Source organism: Pseudoalteromonas sp. 4NS20-0020 (assembly GCF_057554385.1).
On the sequence record NZ_BAAJMI010000005.1, the window covers coordinates 218,617 to 235,989 of the forward strand.

At 40.2% G+C, this 17,373-nt stretch carries 19 protein-coding genes; 14 read left to right on the forward strand and 5 right to left on the reverse strand.

The annotated features are described in order from the left end of the window. Position 1: 1 nt before the first annotated feature. Both bcsQ and bcsR read right to left on the reverse strand, forming a co-directional pair. On the reverse strand, positions 2–715 hold the full coding sequence (gene bcsQ / locus AC27JL_RS14155) for a cellulose biosynthesis protein BcsQ (RefSeq protein ID WP_487195886.1): 714 nt from the start codon (positions 713–715) through the stop codon (positions 2–4). A 15-nt stretch (positions 716–730) separates the two neighbouring features. Then, positions 731–925 carry a BcsR/BcsP family cellulose biosynthesis protein gene (gene bcsR, locus AC27JL_RS14160; RefSeq protein WP_006791406.1) on the reverse strand — a complete coding sequence of 65 codons (195 nt, stop codon included), beginning with the start codon at positions 923–925 and terminating at the stop codon, positions 731–733. A gap of 115 nt (positions 926–1,040) precedes the next feature. On the opposite strand from bcsR, the gene bcsE reads away from it, so the two are divergent. The 4 genes from bcsE to tyrR all read left to right on the forward strand — a co-directional run bounded on the left by bcsE (position 1,041) and on the right by tyrR (position 6,142). Further along, entirely contained in the window at positions 1,041–2,657 is a 1,617-nt protein-coding gene (bcsE, locus tag AC27JL_RS14165; protein ID WP_487195887.1) for a cellulose biosynthesis protein BcsE, read from the forward strand. A 3-nt stretch (positions 2,658–2,660) separates the two neighbouring features. Further along, the gene (locus tag AC27JL_RS14170) at positions 2,661–2,837 is read left to right on the forward strand and encodes a hypothetical protein (RefSeq protein ID WP_006791404.1); all 177 of its coding nucleotides are present in this window, start codon (positions 2,661–2,663) and stop codon (positions 2,835–2,837) included. Continuing rightward, positions 2,834–4,414, forward strand: a complete 1,581-nt coding sequence (bcsG, locus tag AC27JL_RS14175) for a cellulose biosynthesis protein BcsG (protein ID WP_487195888.1) — start codon at positions 2,834–2,836, stop codon at positions 4,412–4,414. Before AC27JL_RS14170 ends, bcsG begins: the two co-directional genes overlap by 4 nt. Before the next feature lie 171 nt (positions 4,415–4,585). Then, positions 4,586–6,142, forward strand: a complete 1,557-nt coding sequence (gene tyrR / locus AC27JL_RS14180) for a transcriptional regulator TyrR (RefSeq protein ID WP_006791402.1) — start codon at positions 4,586–4,588, stop codon at positions 6,140–6,142. A gap of 25 nt (positions 6,143–6,167) precedes the next feature. Here tyrR and AC27JL_RS14185 read toward each other — a convergent pair whose 3' ends face one another. Beyond that, positions 6,168–6,662: a hypothetical protein gene (locus tag AC27JL_RS14185; RefSeq protein ID WP_008127581.1), complete on the reverse strand. Its 495-nt coding sequence runs from the start codon at positions 6,660–6,662 to the stop codon at positions 6,168–6,170. A 107-nt stretch (positions 6,663–6,769) separates the two neighbouring features. Between AC27JL_RS14185 and AC27JL_RS14190 the strand changes: the two genes are divergently transcribed. Beyond that, positions 6,770–7,306: a thioesterase family protein gene (locus AC27JL_RS14190; RefSeq protein WP_006791400.1), complete on the forward strand. Its 537-nt coding sequence runs from the start codon at positions 6,770–6,772 to the stop codon at positions 7,304–7,306. Positions 7,307–7,337: 31 nt separating this feature from the next. Here AC27JL_RS14190 and AC27JL_RS14195 read toward each other — a convergent pair whose 3' ends face one another. Then, positions 7,338–7,646 (reverse strand): EscU/YscU/HrcU family type III secretion system export apparatus switch protein, encoded by a 309-nt coding sequence (locus tag AC27JL_RS14195; protein ID WP_008127583.1) that lies wholly within the window; start codon positions 7,644–7,646, stop codon positions 7,338–7,340. Between the two features lie 2 nt (positions 7,647–7,648). Further along, positions 7,649–10,276, reverse strand: coding sequence for a flagellar hook-length control protein FliK (fliK, locus tag AC27JL_RS14200; protein WP_487195889.1), 2,628 nt, complete (start codon positions 10,274–10,276; stop codon positions 7,649–7,651). A gap of 113 nt (positions 10,277–10,389) precedes the next feature. Here fliK and ccmA point away from each other — a divergent pair, with 113 nt between their 5' ends. Genes ccmA through ccmI form a run of 9 tightly spaced genes read left to right on the forward strand, consistent with a single transcriptional unit; the run spans position 10,390 to position 17,366 of the window. Next, the gene (ccmA, locus tag AC27JL_RS14205) at positions 10,390–11,010 is read left to right on the forward strand and encodes a cytochrome c biogenesis heme-transporting ATPase CcmA (protein ID WP_487195890.1); all 621 of its coding nucleotides are present in this window, start codon (positions 10,390–10,392) and stop codon (positions 11,008–11,010) included. Beyond that, on the forward strand, positions 11,010–11,696 hold the full coding sequence (gene ccmB / locus AC27JL_RS14210; protein WP_006791396.1) for a heme exporter protein CcmB: 687 nt from the start codon (positions 11,010–11,012) through the stop codon (positions 11,694–11,696). The genes ccmA and ccmB overlap by 1 nt, the downstream gene beginning before the upstream one ends. After that, positions 11,696–12,433: a heme ABC transporter permease gene (locus AC27JL_RS14215; RefSeq protein WP_487195891.1), complete on the forward strand. Its 738-nt coding sequence runs from the start codon at positions 11,696–11,698 to the stop codon at positions 12,431–12,433. The genes ccmB and AC27JL_RS14215 overlap by 1 nt, the downstream gene beginning before the upstream one ends. Positions 12,434–12,435: 2 nt before the next feature. Beyond that, entirely contained in the window at positions 12,436–12,639 is a 204-nt protein-coding gene (ccmD, locus tag AC27JL_RS14220) for a heme exporter protein CcmD (RefSeq protein WP_006791394.1), read from the forward strand. Next, positions 12,636–13,115: a cytochrome c maturation protein CcmE gene (gene ccmE / locus AC27JL_RS14225; RefSeq protein ID WP_006791393.1), complete on the forward strand. Its 480-nt coding sequence runs from the start codon at positions 12,636–12,638 to the stop codon at positions 13,113–13,115. The genes ccmD and ccmE overlap by 4 nt, the downstream gene beginning before the upstream one ends. Before the next feature lie 2 nt (positions 13,116–13,117). Then, the gene (locus AC27JL_RS14230) at positions 13,118–15,088 is read left to right on the forward strand and encodes a heme lyase CcmF/NrfE family subunit (RefSeq protein ID WP_008127604.1); all 1,971 of its coding nucleotides are present in this window, start codon (positions 13,118–13,120) and stop codon (positions 15,086–15,088) included. Next, complete coding sequence (locus AC27JL_RS14235) at positions 15,085–15,654, forward strand: DsbE family thiol:disulfide interchange protein (RefSeq protein ID WP_058429538.1); 570 nt, start codon at positions 15,085–15,087, stop codon at positions 15,652–15,654. The genes AC27JL_RS14230 and AC27JL_RS14235 overlap by 4 nt, the downstream gene beginning before the upstream one ends. Further along, entirely contained in the window at positions 15,654–16,115 is a 462-nt protein-coding gene (locus tag AC27JL_RS14240) for a cytochrome c-type biogenesis protein (RefSeq protein ID WP_008127607.1), read from the forward strand. The genes AC27JL_RS14235 and AC27JL_RS14240 overlap by 1 nt, the downstream gene beginning before the upstream one ends. Then, positions 16,116–17,366 carry a c-type cytochrome biogenesis protein CcmI gene (ccmI, locus tag AC27JL_RS14245; RefSeq protein ID WP_487195892.1) on the forward strand — a complete coding sequence of 417 codons (1,251 nt, stop codon included), beginning with the start codon at positions 16,116–16,118 and terminating at the stop codon, positions 17,364–17,366. The last annotated feature ends 7 nt before the right edge of the window (positions 17,367–17,373 follow it).

A 17,373-nucleotide genomic window follows, 5' to 3' on the forward strand; every position in this document is an offset into this window, starting at 1 on the left:
GTCAGTTAGCCGCCTTACTTACAAGCCAACCGGCAAGTGTTTCAAAGTCATCGTTCGCTACACTGTATGGAGCGCAATTAAGGGCTACATTACGATTAGCTGTGGCCTCTTTAATAACTTCATCGCTGTTAATAAAAAACGGCGCCATAAATGGCAATGTAGATTGCCAAAGAGAAAATAGATCAAATTCTAACGCTGAGGCTGCGTTGTAACGATTAACGACAAAAAAGTGTTTCCAAGTTGACTCTACTGACTTAAGAGTTTGAAGGCGCTTGTATATGAGGCTATGACAAATTGCATCGCAAGTGACTAGCTCAATAACAATATCGTTTTCTTCTAACGGGTAGTGAGAAATATTAATATGTGAAGGGCAGTCGAATATTATCCAAGCAGATTCTTTATAATCCAGATTTTCGCAATTGTTAATTGTGGATATAATTTCATCTAACGTTGATTCGTTATCGCCATGGGGTAAAAAAAGAACGCCATCGCTGTCTTTGCGAAAATGTAATAACGCATCGTCAAAAGTGCTCTCGTTGCTCCAACCTTTTGTGGCTGTCCACTTAAGGCCAAAGTGTAAACCAAGGTCACTTTTAGTATCTAGGTCTATGGCAACCACATCAACATCAGATTTTTTCAAAACGCACGCTAAGTTTGCAACAACTGATGTGCTACCTATGCCGCCTTTGATACCTTTAATAAAAATCCTTTGCAATGGTATTTACCTTTTTTATTTTTTTTCTTTAGATGTTTTTAATGCGTCATCAATTTCTTTCAATAGCGCATACTTGTTAATTGTTTTTTGATTTTTTTGTGTATTCATAATTTCTATATAGTCGTCACTTTTCCCACCAAAACGGCGAGCTAGGTTTTCTATGTCACTTGATGTGAGTATTTGTGAGCTTTTTGTAGCTAAATTATTCATTACAACCTTTGTAAGCGTAATATTTATTTTTATTAAAAGTGGACAATATTTGGCTATTATATATAGAATAGCAGGCAAAACTAGTAAAAAAGTATTTTTTTTGAGGGCTTTTTAAGTGCATAACTTTAACATAACGGGTTTAGAGCCGGCTGCAAAAGAGTTAAAATCGGCTTCAAGTTATGCTGTTTTAGCGCCTTTAGATAATTTTGTGGTTGAATTTGCTTTACATGCAATTAACCAAAATTGCGCAAACGATATTTACATTGTTTCTCAAGACGTTGAATCTTTTTTTGAGTCGTCATTTTCTGCAGCAATTAATACTGCGTACAAACGCAGTAAAGTTCATCCATTTTCTCTCTCATCTGAGACACAGCATTACTCAATAGAGCGAATAAACAAAGGTATAATTAAAGAGATAGGCGCGTATAAAAAATTAAAAAATGCGCTAGTGTTTATCCACTTCAACACAGAGCTACTTAGTGCAGCAAGCGAAGCTAGCACAAAAACAATAATGAACGATTACAGTGAGTTTGCAAAAAAAACAGGGGTTACCTTATTATTTTTGCTATCTGGTCCAGAAGTAACACACTATCGATTTTTAATAAGGCAGCTTAATAAATCTTTTGATGGATTAATTTTTGTAGATAATGATTCCGCTACCCGCGTTTTAGAGTACGATTATTGGCACCACACTACGGGTGTATTTGCTGATATGCAGTTTCAACTGTCGCTTGAAGATAATAAGTTTTTGGTACAAGAGGGAACTGTAAACGATCTAAAAGTATTCAATGGCTCGCATTTTCCAGATGAGGACGATGTCTGGTTAGTGCAAAGCGCGGTGCCAATCGGTACAAAATTGCCTACGCATTATTATACCGCAAAAGACAATAATGAGCTGTTTGACAAAGGCCCCAAATTAAAAGCGGCAACATTGGTGTTTGCTGTTACGCGTTACACAGATTTAGCACTGCTTGGTAAACAGTGCTTTGAACTGAGGAAAAGCTGCGGTCGTTGGTTGAAATTGGTAGTACAAAATGTTGATGGCGTTATTCGCCATCAAGATGAATGTTTATTTTTAACTTTAGGCGTTAACCTTATTTTGTATAGCTTTTCTGAACCTTCGCGATTATTATCTCAAATTCAATCTATTCAAGGGTTTCAATTTTCTAGACCGTTACCGCCATCTGTCGAGCACGTTCTGAAATATACTGAAAATACGTTTTCTAAAGGCTATTTACCTTTTGATGAATTTACGCGCCAAGTAGAGGTTCATAGTGACTCAGCTGTTAATCTGGGTGTTAGCGGCGTGTTGGTTAAGCTTGAGTTATTACCCCGCATAGAGCCCATTCACCCTTTACACTTGTTTCATATTAAGCGTGAAGGGGATGTATTTAGCCTTGCAGATAACACCGTGTATTTGTACTTGCATGCGTGTAGAGAGAACGACGTAAATAATGCAATTAAGCATTTATTCAAGCTACAAACGAGTGACTTTTTTGTGCAACAAAATGTCATTTCAGATCATTTTCATATACAGCAAGAATGTAAGCAATTAAGGCGGCTTTATAGCGGTAAACATGTTACTGATTATTCTAAACAGTTAACAGAGAATGATAGCTATAAGTTTGAACCCGGTGTGTCAAAAGGGATTACTGAGTCGTTAGACACTCCTGAGTTTACAAATGATGCGCGCCCCGATGCTGTGTCATTTGTAATGAGATTAAAGGCTTAACCAATGAGTATTAATCAGCTTTTTATTACCGTTATTTTGGCAATTATAGTCGGTATTGTGCTTTGTATGTCGGCAACTCAAATATTGGCCAGAGTAAAAACATATTATTACAAGCTTACTTTTAAACACGAAGTACTTGAACCTTATACACCGAATAAAAAAAAGAAGGATGAGCAGTGAAATTATCAGGTTTAGGAGCGTGGAATCTTTATTTCTTAGCTAAATTTGCCTTGTTTTATTACGGCGCAATTGATTTTAATGTATTAACCAATGCAGCCCTTGCAGCACTTTTAGCAATCAAATTTAAAAAAGCGATTATTGAAAAGTTAAAACATGTACTTGGTGGTATTTTTGCGATTGTCATACTTTACCAAGACTCTTGGTTGCCCCCAATAAATAGGCTGACAAAGCAAGCTGGTAATGTTCAAGATTTCAGTTTTGGCTATTTTTTTGAACTTTTAGCACGTGTAATCAGTGTAGATATGCTATTGGCATTATTCGTTATTACCGTGTGTTTTTGGTATACATCTCAGTGGTTACGTTTTACAACAATAACAATTGTTGGGCTGCTTTTGATAGGATGGCAAGGAGAGGGTGAACAACCAGGCACAGTAGTAAATGCCTACTCTACAAATACAACAATTAGAAATGGGCCTACTAATCAAGCACAAGTCATTACGCGCGAAAGCCAAACACCTGATCAAAAATTGTCAGACTTTTATCAACAACAAAGCCATTTAATTAGCCATTTTCCTTCGCAAGTTAATGGCGAACTGTTCGATGTCATCGTTTTAAATATTTGTTCAATGGCGATTGATGACTTGAACGCTATTGGCGTTAGTGTTGAAGACATGTTTAATGATTTTGATGTGGTGTTTTCAGATTTTAACTCAGCAACATCATACAGTGGGCCTGCAGCTATAAGGCTTTTACGCGCAAGCTGTGGGCAAACAAGCCAAACGGCTTTATTTAGTGATGCACCAGAGCAATGTTATCTATTTAAAAATTTAGAAAAATTAGGGTATCAAAGCAGCGTTGTGATGAACCACGATGGCCACTTTGATGACTTTAAAGGCTTGGTTAATCGCTTTGGTGGCCTAAACGATAAACCACTTAATATTGATTCGCTTCCAGTAGCGCAATACGGCTTTGATGACAGTCCTATTTATTCTGACGGTGCGGTGCTAGATAGTTGGCTTAAAAATGAAGCGCAAGATTGTGAGCCGTGTGCAATGTATTACAACACAACAAGCCTTCACGATGGTAACCAGCTGGCTAATAAAAAACGCATGAATAGCCTTGAAAGTTACCCAATCAGGCACGCTAATTTATTATCTGATATTAATCGTTTTATTCAAAACCTTGAAAAGCGCGGCCGTAATGTCATGTTAATGATAGTACCCGAACATGGTGCAGCATTAAAAGGTGACAAGGTACAGTTTGCTGGCCTTCGTGAAATACCAAGCCCTACTATTGTATCTGTACCAGCTGCTATTAAATTTATTGGCCCAGACGTTAAAAGCTACTCGCAGATTATGATTAACGAATCGACTAGTTACTTTGCCTTATCTGAAATTGTTGCAAAAACACTTGAGACAAATGTTTTTGGGGGTAATAACAGCATTGCCAATTTAGTTGAAAACTTGCCAAAAGCCCCAAAAGTTGCCGAAAATGCGGGCACAATCATGATGTACGTGAATAAACGACCTTACATACAACTTGATGGCGAAGAATGGTCTGCTTACCCTCAAGGTTAAAAGTAATTTAGCTATGCAGCAGGCTAGCTCTGCTGTGTAGCGTGTTTATGTTGTTATTCTTATGTGTTAATTAAAACGCAGACTTGTCCAAAAATGTTTACAATAAGCTACCTTATCAAAGCGACTTAGCGTATTATTCGGCTAATTTAGTTTTTCCTGCTTTGAGGATGTATGCGTCTAGATATTCACTGTGCTGATCGGATCGGTATAGCCCAAGAAATCCTTAATATTTTAGTTAACTACAGTGTTGATTTAAAAGGTATTGAGGTCGATTCTGTCAATTGCCGTATGTATGTGAGCTTCCCAGAAATAGAGTTTGAGCAGTTTCAAAAAATCATGCCTTCTATCCGTCTGATTGATGGTGTGCATGATGTACGCACTACCGCATTTCTCCCTTCTGAGCGAGAGCATAATGAATTAAATACCTTGTTACGTGCATTACCTGATGGTGTTATTTCTATTGATGCTAAGGGCTGGGTACGTTTATGCAACGATGCTGCCTGTAAAGACCTGCAGTTAAGTGAAAAAGAAGTTATTGGCGCTAACATAAATAACCTACTAAAGGGCTTTAACTTTACGCGTTGGTTAGAAGGTAAGGAAGTGTTAGGCCAAACGACTCGGGTTGAAGTAGCTGGCGAAGACTTTATTGCAGATATTTTACCAATTGCCGTGCCACAAGGCAGCGAAGGCGATGTTTTAGCTGGTGCGGTTATCAACATTAAGTCGCAAAGCCGTTTAGGTCAGCAAGTTAGTGCATTTAGACGCTACGGACAAGAAAGCTTTGCCACCATTCATAACTTTAGTACTGCTATGCGCCGTGTTGTGCGTGAAGCACGAAAAATGGCACAGTTAGAAGCACCCATACTCATCACGGGTGAAACAGGCACAGGTAAAGAGTTACTTGCGCGAGCGTGTCATTATGCGTCAAACCGTTCTGTGAAGCCATTTATTGCGCTTTCGTGCGCGTCGTTACCTGATGATGTAGCGGAGTCTGAGCTTTTTGGTTATGCAGGCTACGAAGAAAATGCAGCGCCTAAACGCGGTGTACTAGAGCAAGCTGACGGCGGTACCGTATTTTTAGATGAAGTGGGTGAAATGTCGACCCAGTTACAAACTAAACTTTTGCGCTTTTTACAAGACGGAACGTTTAGAAAAGTAGGCGATGAGAACGAAGTAAAGGTTAATGTTCGTATTGTAGCCGCTACTCAAAAAGACTTGCCCGCAATGGTACAAGAAGGTGTGTTTAGAGAAGACTTATACTATCGAATTAATGTATTAACTCTCGAAATTGCTCCATTGCGAGATCGCAAAGCCGATGTGGGTCCTCTGGCAGAGCATTTTATCCAAAAATATGCCCAGCAAAATGGCCATGCTATTCCGTTATTATCACAAGAGTGTTTGAGTTTTTTACAAGAATATCCGTGGCCTGGTAATGTTCGCCAACTTGAAAATGCTATTTATCGCGCAGTCTCATTGTTAGATGATAGCGAGTTACGTTTAGAGCATTTACAACTACCTACGTTTACACATGAGTTAGGGTATTTGGAGTCAGACTTTGAAGGCTCGCTTGATCAAGCTGTGAAGCGTTTTGAGGCAACGTTGCTGCGTAAACTTTACCCTGCTTACCCAAGCTCAAGGCAACTAGCCAAACGCTTAGGGCTTAGTCATACCGCAGTGGCAAATAAGTTGCGTGACTACGGTATAAACAGAAAAACCGTTAAAGTTTAGATGACTCTAAAATTAAAACAGGGGACTAGCTTTTAGTCCCCATGTTTTTTGTAACACCATCAATAGCAATCGTTTCTATACCGTCTTCATTAAAGTTAATAACAATACTGGCATTGTTGCGCGTAAAAAAGTAACTACGGTTGTTAAGCTCAATTACATAGTCGCCTTTTACTCGGTCGCTAAACTTTTGTTTTTTTAGTGACACAGTATGCTCACCAATTTGCCAATTAAACCCTTCAATAAACCCATTGTTAAACTCTTGAACCCATACCTGGCTTTCATCTTTTGATAGTGTAATTGCAACTGAGTATGAACTTGGAATACTTTGCATATTGTAGCTTTTAGCGCCAATTTTAAATTGTTCAGCTTTTTGTTGCCAAGCAAAACCAAAGTCAAATTCTTTTTGTATACCCGTTGAGTAGGTAATAGTGCCTTTGCCGGGTAATGAAAAATCAGCTAGCGCTGAATAGCTTGGTACGAGTAATCCAATAAACGTAATTATATGTAGTAGAGGTTTCATAAGCATTTTATTTTTATATATATGAGTGATAAAGAGTAAGGGAGAACATACGTCTTAGCAAGTGCTTGTGATACACTCGATTAAATTTTGCTGGTAAGACCTTTGTTGTGAACTTATATATTCGACTCCTATTATTATTTTTTAAAATTAAGCGTAATAAACACTATCAAGATTTACTCGATACGGTAGATATTGATTACAAAGCACTTCCTACTGATTGTGATATTAATTTACATTTAACTAATTCGCGCTATTTAGCCATGATGGACTTGTCGCGTACGTGGATGACTGAGCGAGTAGGTTTGCTAAAACAAATAATGAAACGACGTTGGTTTCCTATTGTTAATGCAACAGCTATTACTTACATTCGTGATATTAAACCCATGCAAAAATACACTATTAGCACTAAGTTAGTGGGCTGGGATCATAAGTATTTTTACATTGAGCAGAAATTTCATTCTGATCGTGGTTTGCATGCGATTGCGTACGTACGTGGCGTATTTAAAAGCAAAAAAGGTGTTATAAGTATTGAAGAGATGCTTGAAGTGGCTGGCTTTGAAGGTAAAACTCCTATTTTACCCAGCGAAGTAATGCACTGGAAAGAAATGCTTGAACAGAAAAAAATGACTAATTTACCAAAGTAAATGAAAAAGGCGCTTTGCGCCTTTTTCAATTTTAAGCTTTTATATTTAGCTTACCTTGAAAGTCCTGCCACCCTGGTGGGAACTGCCCACGTAATACATACGAAAACGCAATCAGTTCTGCAATCACAAAATAAAGCTCTTTTGGAATCTCTTCACCTAATTCGAGGTGCGATAAGGTTTTAGCTAAATCGGGATCTTCGTGGATCATGATCCCTTTTTGTTTTGCTGCAGCGATTATTTCTTCCGCCAACTCACCAAACCCCTTAACACTCACTGAAGGCGTGCTTCCTGCTTCGTATAAAAGGCCAATTGCCGACTTGCTCTTAGGGGAATCACTCATAGCTACACCTTAATATTAATAATTGCATGGGATTTATAAAAAGCAGCATGGGTTGCCTCCCCTCGTTTTAGGTTTAGTTCAGCAACTTGTAAGCCGTGTTTAGCCAGTTTTGAGCGCAGATTATCAAGGTGAGGGTGGGCAATGGCACTCACTTCTTGGCTTGATGCTAATAATTGGCAATCGAGCGATTTGTCCATTAGCTCGGCGGTAATTTGTAGTTGACCGAGATCAGCATAATCAAAATTTAATCTAACAAACCAGACATTTTTAGGCTCTAGCTTATCGGCCGATGGCTTTTTATATTGCCCTAGCGTTATTTCTGTTTGGGCTGCTTCTGGCGGTAATTTCATCGGAAGTAAAAACTGTGCCAGCGGGTTACTTTCGGGTTGCTGATTTGGTGTTGAAACACTTACCTGTGTGAGCGTGTTTTTAACCTGAGTTAGCTCTCCAGCAAGCGCTTGCACTTGTGATTGCTGAAGTTGCTCTAGTATTTTTGAACTTGCTTTGCCAGCTTTAAATGTAGGCATAAGCACCTGTAGTAATGCATCAATGCCTGTTTTTGAGTCAAAGGTAATTGGGGCTACAGATTGGTTAATAATAGGCGCCGCCAAAATACTAACCGCTAGCTGCTCAAGCCCTTTGGTAAAGCTACTTTGCAGGGTGTCATGCGTGAGGCTGTGAGGCTGCAGCGTCGCTAATATCTCTCTTTGCACGGCAGTCGGGCTAACGTTGCTGCTTGATACCATACGATTAAAAGCTTGATTAACCAGCGCATTGAGGTCAGGTGTTTGCTTAGTCGCTTTAACTTGAATATCGGCTATTTGACTGCTCAATGAAATTTTTTCTTCAGTGAGTGTGTGAGTTGAATCATGCGATGGTGGCAGCTTTAAAAGCGGCGTTAATATCTTAGCTTCAATAGGTTGCAACATTTGGCTTGGTGAGGCAATAGTTGTTGTGTTACTAAATACTGTATTAAATAGGGTGTTACTTGCTGGTGTAGAAGATACAGCATGTGTTTGTTGGATTGCTGGGCTAGTGGCTTTTAGGGTAGGGAGTGTTGTGGCCAGTTTATTATCTGCATTAGTTTGTTGAGTATGGCTAAGCCTCGCTTTTGTAACAGGAAGAGAATTTAGCTCTTTAATTGTAGTTTGTTTTTGTAGGTCTTTACTCAAGGTGGATTGAACTTGCACTGTTTGGGTTTTTAATACTTGCTCTGTATTTTTGGTTGCGGGTTCTGCCTTTGTTTGAGTGCTTAACAGTGCGCCTGATTGTGCACCTACCTCTGCTTTACTTTGGGCTGAGGCTTTTTCGATTGATTGGGGGTTATGTTCTGGTGTATTTGCCGTAATAGCATTGGGTATAGGCAAATGACTACTGATAACTTTGCCACCAGGAGGCTGCCAAACAGCAACATTTGCTTTTATTAGCTGTGTTAACTGCACAATAGGGGGCAATTGAGAGAAGTGCTTAGGTAAAATATTAACAAGTTCAGTACTTGGCTTTTGCGCACTATTAGCAACTTGTATACCTGCATTTTCAATTAAGTTAATTCTACTCGTTGGTGGAGACGGGGCGATAAACTGTTTTGGTAAAGTGAGTGATGGTGCTATTTGAGTTTTGTTTTCGTTTGCAAACGATTTGTTTTCAAAATAATTTACTGCATCATTGATTCGTGTTTTTAAATCACTAAAACTAGTTTGCAGCCAAGACTTTATAGGGCTATGAGTACTCACCAGCGGACTTACTTTAGCGGTGTTATTGAACCGCGCTGGCGCGGTTTGTAAATTAGCGTGTTGCGCAGTAAGTAATTCATTAAAAGGTTTAGTAAAAGAGTTACTCAGCATCACTTTTACGCTTTGAGCTTGTGTTGTTATTACAAGCTTATCGGCTTGATTTGCAACAGTCACTTTCACGGGCGAGTTAGGCAGTTCAGCAAGCTGCGTGTTTGATACTTGCGTGGTGAAAGAGCCTGATTTTTGCGGATGCGTTAAAATGGCTAATTTAGGCGTTGCCTGTAGTTGTGCATTGGGTAACAAGCTTGCTAGCATTTTAACCAGCTTTGTTTGGCTTAACGGCTGGGTATGGACGGTATCAGCAAAGCGGTTAATAACATCAATTTGTGCGCCTTTAGTGTTGGTACTTATGACTAGTTTTAAAGGTTGCTCTGTGCTGAGAAGCTGAGCAACATCTTTATTAATGGCAATATTAGCATTGAGCTTATCAATAATTAGCTTTGGTGCAGGTGCTAAAGCAAGCTGAACTGAAAGTGGCTTGCTTTCAACTTCTGCGCCGGTACTAATAAAATTTAATAAGCGTTGTAATTGGGCAGGCTGGTTAAGTTTAATTGTTGCTGCATTTGGCAAAATAGATAGCTGCTTTCCGTCTGCGCTTAGTTGAATGCGCGCGCTAGCAATTTTATCTAAAGATTGAGGGGCATTGCTTGTGCCTAGTCTGAGCGTTTGCCATTGCTTATTAACCAGCACTTCTAGTGTGATAGAGTCTTTGGAAAATTGAATGTTTTTAGCCGCAAGTACTTCACTTGGTATTTGTGGTAACTCATTGGTTTGGTTATTAGTTGATGAATTGATAACCAATGAATTGGATAATGTTATTTGCGTTGGCGTATTCATTATTTTAAATCAAGTTTTCTCTATTTTAAGTGAATCGATTTTAAAGCAATATTCGTATTACCCTATCATTATGGTAGACTAACTCCTAATTTTTGGCAGAGAGAATCGTCATCTTGTTACACATTAAGTCCGTCTCCTGCATCAAGCAAGAACGTTGTTTGTTTGCGGACCTTAATTTTAGCCTTAAAAGCGGTCAAATCATGCAATTAGCGGGTCCTAATGGGGCTGGTAAAACATCGTTATTGCGTATCATCGCTGGCTTTTCTGCGCCTGATGAAGGCGAGGTTTTGTATCAAGAACGCTCAATAAATAAATACTATGAAGAGTTCGCCCACGACTTACTTTTTATAGGCCATAAAACGGGTGTTAACATTCAGTTGAGCGCTGTTGAAAATGTACGCTTTTGGTTACGGATCAACGGTTATTCAAATGAGCCCGACCTATACCCAATCTTAGCAAAACTAGGCTTGGTCGGTCTTGAAGATGTGCCTGTTAGAATGCTGTCGGCAGGCCAGCAACGACGAGTTGCGTTAGTTAGACTTTGGCTAAGCAACGCAAATTTATGGGTGTTAGACGAGCCATTTACTGCGCTCGATAAAAGCGGTGTTGCGTTTTTGCAGCAGCGATTTACTCAACATTTAAATAATAATGGCGCCATATTATTAACTACCCACCAAGACCTAACTACTCACTTTAGTGATTTACAAACAATCACATTGGAGTACCGCCACTGATGACTCGTCAACACTCTTATTGGTTACTATTCAGTGCGGTTTTTACTAAAGATATAAAGCTTGCCTTTCGCCAGCGAGCTGAAATTGTAAACCCAATATTGTTTTTTTTAATTGTTATTTCTTTGTTTCCGTTAGCAATAGGTCCTGAGCCCGGTCTGCTTGCTAGAATGGCGCCCGGTATCATTTGGGTTGCAGCTTTACTCTCTACTATGTTGGGCTTAGATAAACTGTTTAGAGATGACTTTAATGATGGTTCTCTTGAGCAGTTAATTGCCTCATCGTACCCATTGTCACTTACAGTGCTTGCAAAAGTGGCTGCACATTGGGTTGTGACGGGGTTGCCCCTTGTATTAATGACCCCGTTATTCGCGTTATTACTTAATTTAGATAGTAATGCGCTGGTGGCCACTGTTTTAACGTTATTATTGGGTACACCGTTATTAAGTTTTATTGGTGCAATAGGTGCTGGGCTTACTGTTGGGCTACAAAAAGGGGGTATTTTGATGAGTTTACTCGTACTGCCTTTGTATATTCCTGTTCTAATTTTTGCAACGTCGGCTATCGATACCAGTGTTATGTCGCTGGATTATAGCGGGCAACTTGCCATCCTTGGTGCTATGTTAGTCATCGCTATTATTAGCGCACCAATCGCCATATCGTCAGCTTTAAAAGTGAGTATAAGTTAATGTGGAAGTGGTTACATCCCTATGCTAAAGCAGAGCGTGCATACCAGTTATGCAATACGTTACTGCCTTATTTTGCCGTAGTTACGGTTGTTAGTATGCTCGTTGGTTGGGTGTGGGGGCTTGGTTTTGCACCTGCCGATTACCAACAAAAAGACAGCTACCGTATCATTTTTATTCACGTTCCTTCTGCCATTTTATCAATGGGGGCATATTCCTCTATGGCCATTGCTGCCATTGTTGCGCTTGTATGGCAACTCAGAAACGCAGAACTTGCCGTTATAGCAATTGCACCAGTTGGCGCATGTATGACTGCAATAGCACTTATAACCGGGGCTGCATGGGGTAAACCTATGTGGGGCGCTTGGTGGGTGTGGGATGCACGACTCACATCGGAGCTTATTTTATTATTTTTATATTTGGGCGTAATTTCGTTATACCACGCTTTTGAAGATAAAAAGTCAGCGGGCCGCGCTGCATCTATCTTAGCGATTGTAGGGGTGATCAATTTACCAATCATTCACTTTTCGGTTGAGTGGTGGAACACCCTCCATCAGGGAGCAAGCATCACTAAATTTAATACCAATGCGGTCGACTCAAGTATGTTTTGGCCATTAATGGTAAATATTTTAGCCTTTGCAGCGTTTGTTGGCACAGTCACTTTAATTCGTCTTAAAAATGAAATTTTGCAACGTGAAAAGCATCGCCCATGGGTGCGCCAGTTGCTTAATAGGGGGTAATTATGCAGTTTGACTCTTTTTCTGATTTTATTGCAATGGGAGGCTATGGATTTTATGTATGGCTTTCATTTGGCACATGCGCACTTATTTTACTGGGTATTTTAGTGAGCTCTTTAAGAGATACTAAGCATATTATGGCTTCAGTAGAGCAACAAATTGTGCGTGAAGAGCGTATAAAACAAGCCAAGCAGGAGCAAGCATCATGAACCCTAGACGTAAAAAACGCTTATTAGTGATTGTTGCTATTTTATTTGGTTTGGGTTCTGCCATAGGTTTAGTGCTTTATGCTTTACAAGAAAACATAAACTTATTTTATACCCCAAGCGAATTGATTGATGGCAAAGGCCCAAACAAAGAAAAACCTTTTATTGGTCAAAAGCTTCGTATTGGCGGCATGGTGGTCCCAGGATCTGTTGAAAGAAACGAGCAAAGCTTAGAAGTGAGTTTTAAATTAATTGATACAGGTCCATTAGTGACTGTGAAATATCAGGGGATATTGCCTGATCTGTTTCGTGAGGGGCAGGGTATTGTTGCGCAAGGTGTTTTAATTGAGCCTAATGTCATTGAAGCGTTTGAAGTACTGGCCAAGCATGATGAAGAATACATGCCTGCAGAAGTTGCTGAAGCGGTTAAAGGTATTAAGCATGAAAAACCAAAATACAACTTAGATAGTGGTAATTAGCTATGATCCCAGAAATTGGTTATTTTTCTTTAACGCTTGCCATGGTGCTGAGCGTTTTATTATGTATTTTTCCACTTTGGGGCGCGCATACAGGTAATCTTCGCTTAATGCGTGCTGCCCCCTCTTTAGCTATTGGTCAGTTTGCGTTTGTATTAATTTCGTTTGCTGCGCTTATTTACGCAAGTTTAACTGACGACTTTACCGTATCTTATGTGGCGTATCATTCGAGTAGCACACTGCCATGGTATTACAAAATAACATCGACTTGGGGCGGCCATGAAGGAGCAATATTGCTTTGGTTAGTGATGCAAGCAGGTTGGACTGCTGTTGTTGCTGCTCGCTCAAAGTCATTACCTTGGGTTCTACGTGCCCGTGTTTTAGGCGTGCTTGGTTTTTTAGGTGTTGGTTTCATGATGTATACCTTACTATTATCAAGCCCATTTGAACGTTTACTTCCTTATTTTCCGGTAGAAGGGCGAGATTTGAATCCGCTTTTACAAGACCCCGGTATGATCATTCACCCGCCATTACTTTACATGGGTTATGTTGGGCTATCGGTTGCTTTTTCGTTTGCTATTGCAGCACTGTTAACAGGTAAGCTTGATAACACGTGGGCTAAATGGTCACGTCCGTGGACAATGACCGCGTGGGGCTTTTTGAGTTTAGGTATTACTATTGGCAGTTGGTGGGCTTATGCAGAGCTTGGCTGGGGTGGCTGGTGGTTTTGGGATCCAGTAGAAAACGCGTCGCTTATGCCTTGGCTTGTTGCAACCGCTTTACTTCATTCGCTAAGCGTGACAGAAAAGCGCGGCATTTTTAAATCGTGGACCGTATTACTGGCAATTGCAGCATTTTCGTTAAGCTTGCTGGGAACGTTTATTGTGCGTTCAGGTATTATTGTATCAGTTCATGCGTTTGCAACTGATCCCGACAGGGGCCTGTTTATACTCGCCTTTTTAGGAATAGTTGTTGGCGGTGGTTTAGCGCTTTACGCATTACGTGTATCGCAAGTTCATAGCGAAGGACGCTACAAATTTGTATCGCGCGAAGTGGCACTGTGGCTAAACAATATCTTTTTAGTTGTGGCGACCTTAATTGTATTATTGGGTACTTTATTGCCTATGGTGCACAAAGAAATGGGCTTAGGCAGTATTTCTATAGGTGAACCGTTCTTTAATAAAATGTTTGCAATACTACTTGTGCCATTTGCTATTTTAATGGGCATTGGTCCTTTTTTACGCTGGAAGCAAAACAAATGGGCGTTTTTGCAAAATAAAATTGTTGTAGGTATTTTGGCCAGTGTGGCGATTACTTGTGTATGGTTGTTCTCAGCTTACGACGAAGTGACACCACTTACGCTATTAGCAACAACGCTGGGTGTGTGGGTTGCTGTTTCAACCTTGATTGACATTTACACTAAGGCCGCAGTGCATGGCACATTAAAAGAAGGGTTAAAACGCTTAGGTGTTAGTTATTGGGCAATGGTGCTAGGCCACATTGGTATGGCATTTGTTATTGCGGGCGTTGCGTTAACCTCTGCGTACTCTGTTGAGCGTGATGTATCGATGAAGCAGGGCGATATAGTGCAGCTTAATCAATACAACTATCGCTTTGAAGGCGTTAAAACAATTCGTGGACCTAATTACAGTGGCCATGCTGGTGTTGTTACGGTGCTAAAAAACGATGATGTAGTCACTCGTTTGTACGCCGAAAAACGTAAATACGATATTGGCATGCAATTTATGACAGAAGCTGCCATTGATGCTGGCTTCACACGTGATTTATACCTTGCTCTAGGCGAGCAATTAAGCCAAGGGGCTTGGTCTCTGCGCATATACCACAAGCCGTTTGTGCGTTGGTTATGGATTGGTGGTGTATTAATTTCACTTGCAGGATTCATGATTTTGTTTGATAAACGTTACCGTACATCTGCAAAAACAGCTCGAAAAGCAGCAGCGGAGAGTGTGTTATGAACCGTAAATTGTTAGCCATAGCGCCTCTTTTAGCCTTTGCTTTTGTATGTGTGTTTTTATACCAAGGTTTATTTGCAAACCCACGCGAAATACAAACTGGGCGAATAGGCCATGAAATGCCTGCTTTTACGCTTCCTGATTTAATGCAAGACAACAAGCAATGGACCAACGAAGCGTTAAAAGGCGAGGTATATTTACTAAATGTATGGGGCACTTGGTGCCCAACCTGTTTAGCTGAGCTGGGCTACTTAACAAAGCTGCGAGAGCAAGGCGTTAAAATTATTGGCTTGTACTATGTGCAAGGCTACGACGCCGACTTTGATGGCCCGTTTGACATGCAAGCACTACGTACTGAAGTACAAGATATGCTTAAGCGTGCGGGTAACCCTTATCAGTTTAATATTTTGGATTTACATCGAACGCTGTCGTTAGATTTGGGTGTTTCAGGTGCGCCAGAAACATTTTTAATCGATAAAAACGGCACTATTTTGCTACACCATACCGGTGATATTAATCCGCGAGTATGGCGTTCTAAATTTGCACCTATGATGCAGGAGCTAAAATAATGAAGTGGCTATTGTTTTCACTCAGCCTTTTACTGACTACGAGTGCATTAGCGCAAACTGATCGCTACGTATTTGATACCGACGAGCAAGCGGTTCGTTTTGAAGAGCTTACAAAAGAACTTCGTTGCCCTAAATGTCAAAATCAAAACATTGCTGATTCTGACGCTATCGTTGCTAAAGACCTTCGAGAGAGAGTGGTAGAGCTAGTTAAAGAAGGCAACACCAAAGATGAAGTAATTGACTACATGATTGACCGCTATGGTTACTTTGTTCATTACGACCCACCTGTTACACCTGCAACACTAGTACTTTGGGTATTGCCGGTATTAATTGTTATTGTTGGGTTTGGTTTTATTGTAATTCGTCAGCGTAAAGCGTCTGTAAAGCAGACTTGGAGCAACCAAGATGAAGTACTTTTAAATAAGCTAATTGAACAAAATAAACGTCAGGAGCAAAGTTAAATGATTTTAATGTGGGCGTGTTTTGCTTTACTCACACTGATTGCACTGGCGTTTGTTATTCTGCCTTTTTTACAAAAAGAGCGTGTTAAAACAATTACTCACAACGCAAATGCCGAGCTTATAAGTATTTACGAACAACGTTTGGTTGATTTAAAGACCGATTTAGATAATCAACGTATAGATGATGCTAACTATTCTGAATCGATAGTTGAACTAAAACGCCGTTTGCTTAATGAGCTTTCTCCAGAAAAATCATTAATTAGCAAAGGTAACAACCGTATTTTTGCCCTGACAGGCGGCGCATTTGTTATTGCACTAAGCGGTATTTTTTACAGTTTAACGGGTAGTCAACAGCAAATTTCAGCATGGCACGATGCCATGGATAACCTGACCGAATACGGTGAGCGCGCTGTAATGCAAAAAGGCGAGCAGCTTACTCAAAACGAGCTACAAGCATTTGCTCTGGCGTTACGCACCAAGTTAAGCCGTTCAGGCGATGACGAAATGGCATGGATGTTACTTGGTCGTGTTGCCATGTCACTGAATGAATTTGATATGGCTCAGCAGTCATTTGATAAAGCACTGCGCATGAACCCCGATAATAAACAGGTGTTAATAAGTTACAGCCAAATTTTGCTACTTGAAGGCAGCGAAGCGAATATGACGCGTGCAGCGGGTATGTTGTCTAAAGTGTTAAACGCAGAACCGACTAACTTAGATGCTATTTCGTTATTAGCGCTCATTGCTTACGAGCGAAAGGACTGGCCTCAAGCTAAAGCCGCCTTTGAAGTATTACTAGCCAGTATGGAAAAAAATGATTCTCGCTATGGTTTAATATCTCAGCGTATTGCAGATATTGAACTGCAAATGCAAAGCGAAGGCTCGGTAATGCCAGTAACTAAAGCCAACAGCATTGCTGTTACCGTTAATGTTGCCAGTGAGCTTATAAATAAACTGCCTGAAAAGGGGACTTTATTTGTATTTGCAAAAGCGGCAAATGGTTCGCCAATGCCGATTGCTGCTGTAAAACTTACTTCATATTCATTCCCTGTTACAGTTGAGTTAAACGATAGCACTGCCATGGTTGAAGGTATGAACTTATCTAGCGCAGAAGATATTATTATATCGGCGCGTATTTCGCTTGATGATTCTGTTATGCCAAGTTCAGGCGAATTAGAAGGGCATTCTGGCTCATTAAAGCGTGAAAGTGTAAGTGAATACCAACTTAAAATAGATACATTAATACCTTAAGGACGAA

What these genes read in the sequence shown, in the direction of transcription:
- AC27JL_RS14230 (WP_008127604.1), top strand. Translation starts at nt 13,118, where the DNA reads ATGATCCCAGAAATTGGTTATTTTTCTTTAACGCTTGCCATGGTGCTG.
- AC27JL_RS14235 (WP_058429538.1), top strand. Translation starts at nt 15,085, where the DNA reads ATGAACCGTAAATTGTTAGCCATAGCGCCTCTTTTAGCCTTTGCTTTT.
- AC27JL_RS14185 (WP_008127581.1), bottom strand. Translation starts at nt 6,662, where the DNA reads ATGAAACCTCTACTACATATAATTACGTTTATTGGATTACTCGTACCA.
- ccmD (WP_006791394.1), top strand. Translation starts at nt 12,436, where the DNA reads ATGCAGTTTGACTCTTTTTCTGATTTTATTGCAATGGGAGGCTATGGA.
- fliK (WP_487195889.1), bottom strand. Translation starts at nt 10,276, where the DNA reads ATGAATACGCCAACGCAAATAACATTATCCAATTCATTGGTTATCAAT.
- AC27JL_RS14195 (WP_008127583.1), bottom strand. Translation starts at nt 7,646, where the DNA reads ATGAGTGATTCCCCTAAGAGCAAGTCGGCAATTGGCCTTTTATACGAA.
- tyrR (WP_006791402.1), top strand. Translation starts at nt 4,586, where the DNA reads ATGCGTCTAGATATTCACTGTGCTGATCGGATCGGTATAGCCCAAGAA.
- AC27JL_RS14240 (WP_008127607.1), top strand. Translation starts at nt 15,654, where the DNA reads ATGAAGTGGCTATTGTTTTCACTCAGCCTTTTACTGACTACGAGTGCA.
- ccmI (WP_487195892.1), top strand. Translation starts at nt 16,116, where the DNA reads ATGATTTTAATGTGGGCGTGTTTTGCTTTACTCACACTGATTGCACTG.
- ccmE (WP_006791393.1), top strand. Translation starts at nt 12,636, where the DNA reads ATGAACCCTAGACGTAAAAAACGCTTATTAGTGATTGTTGCTATTTTA.
- AC27JL_RS14170 (WP_006791404.1), top strand. Translation starts at nt 2,661, where the DNA reads ATGAGTATTAATCAGCTTTTTATTACCGTTATTTTGGCAATTATAGTC.
- AC27JL_RS14215 (WP_487195891.1), top strand. Translation starts at nt 11,696, where the DNA reads ATGTGGAAGTGGTTACATCCCTATGCTAAAGCAGAGCGTGCATACCAG.
- ccmB (WP_006791396.1), top strand. Translation starts at nt 11,010, where the DNA reads ATGACTCGTCAACACTCTTATTGGTTACTATTCAGTGCGGTTTTTACT.
- bcsR (WP_006791406.1), bottom strand. Translation starts at nt 925, where the DNA reads ATGAATAATTTAGCTACAAAAAGCTCACAAATACTCACATCAAGTGAC.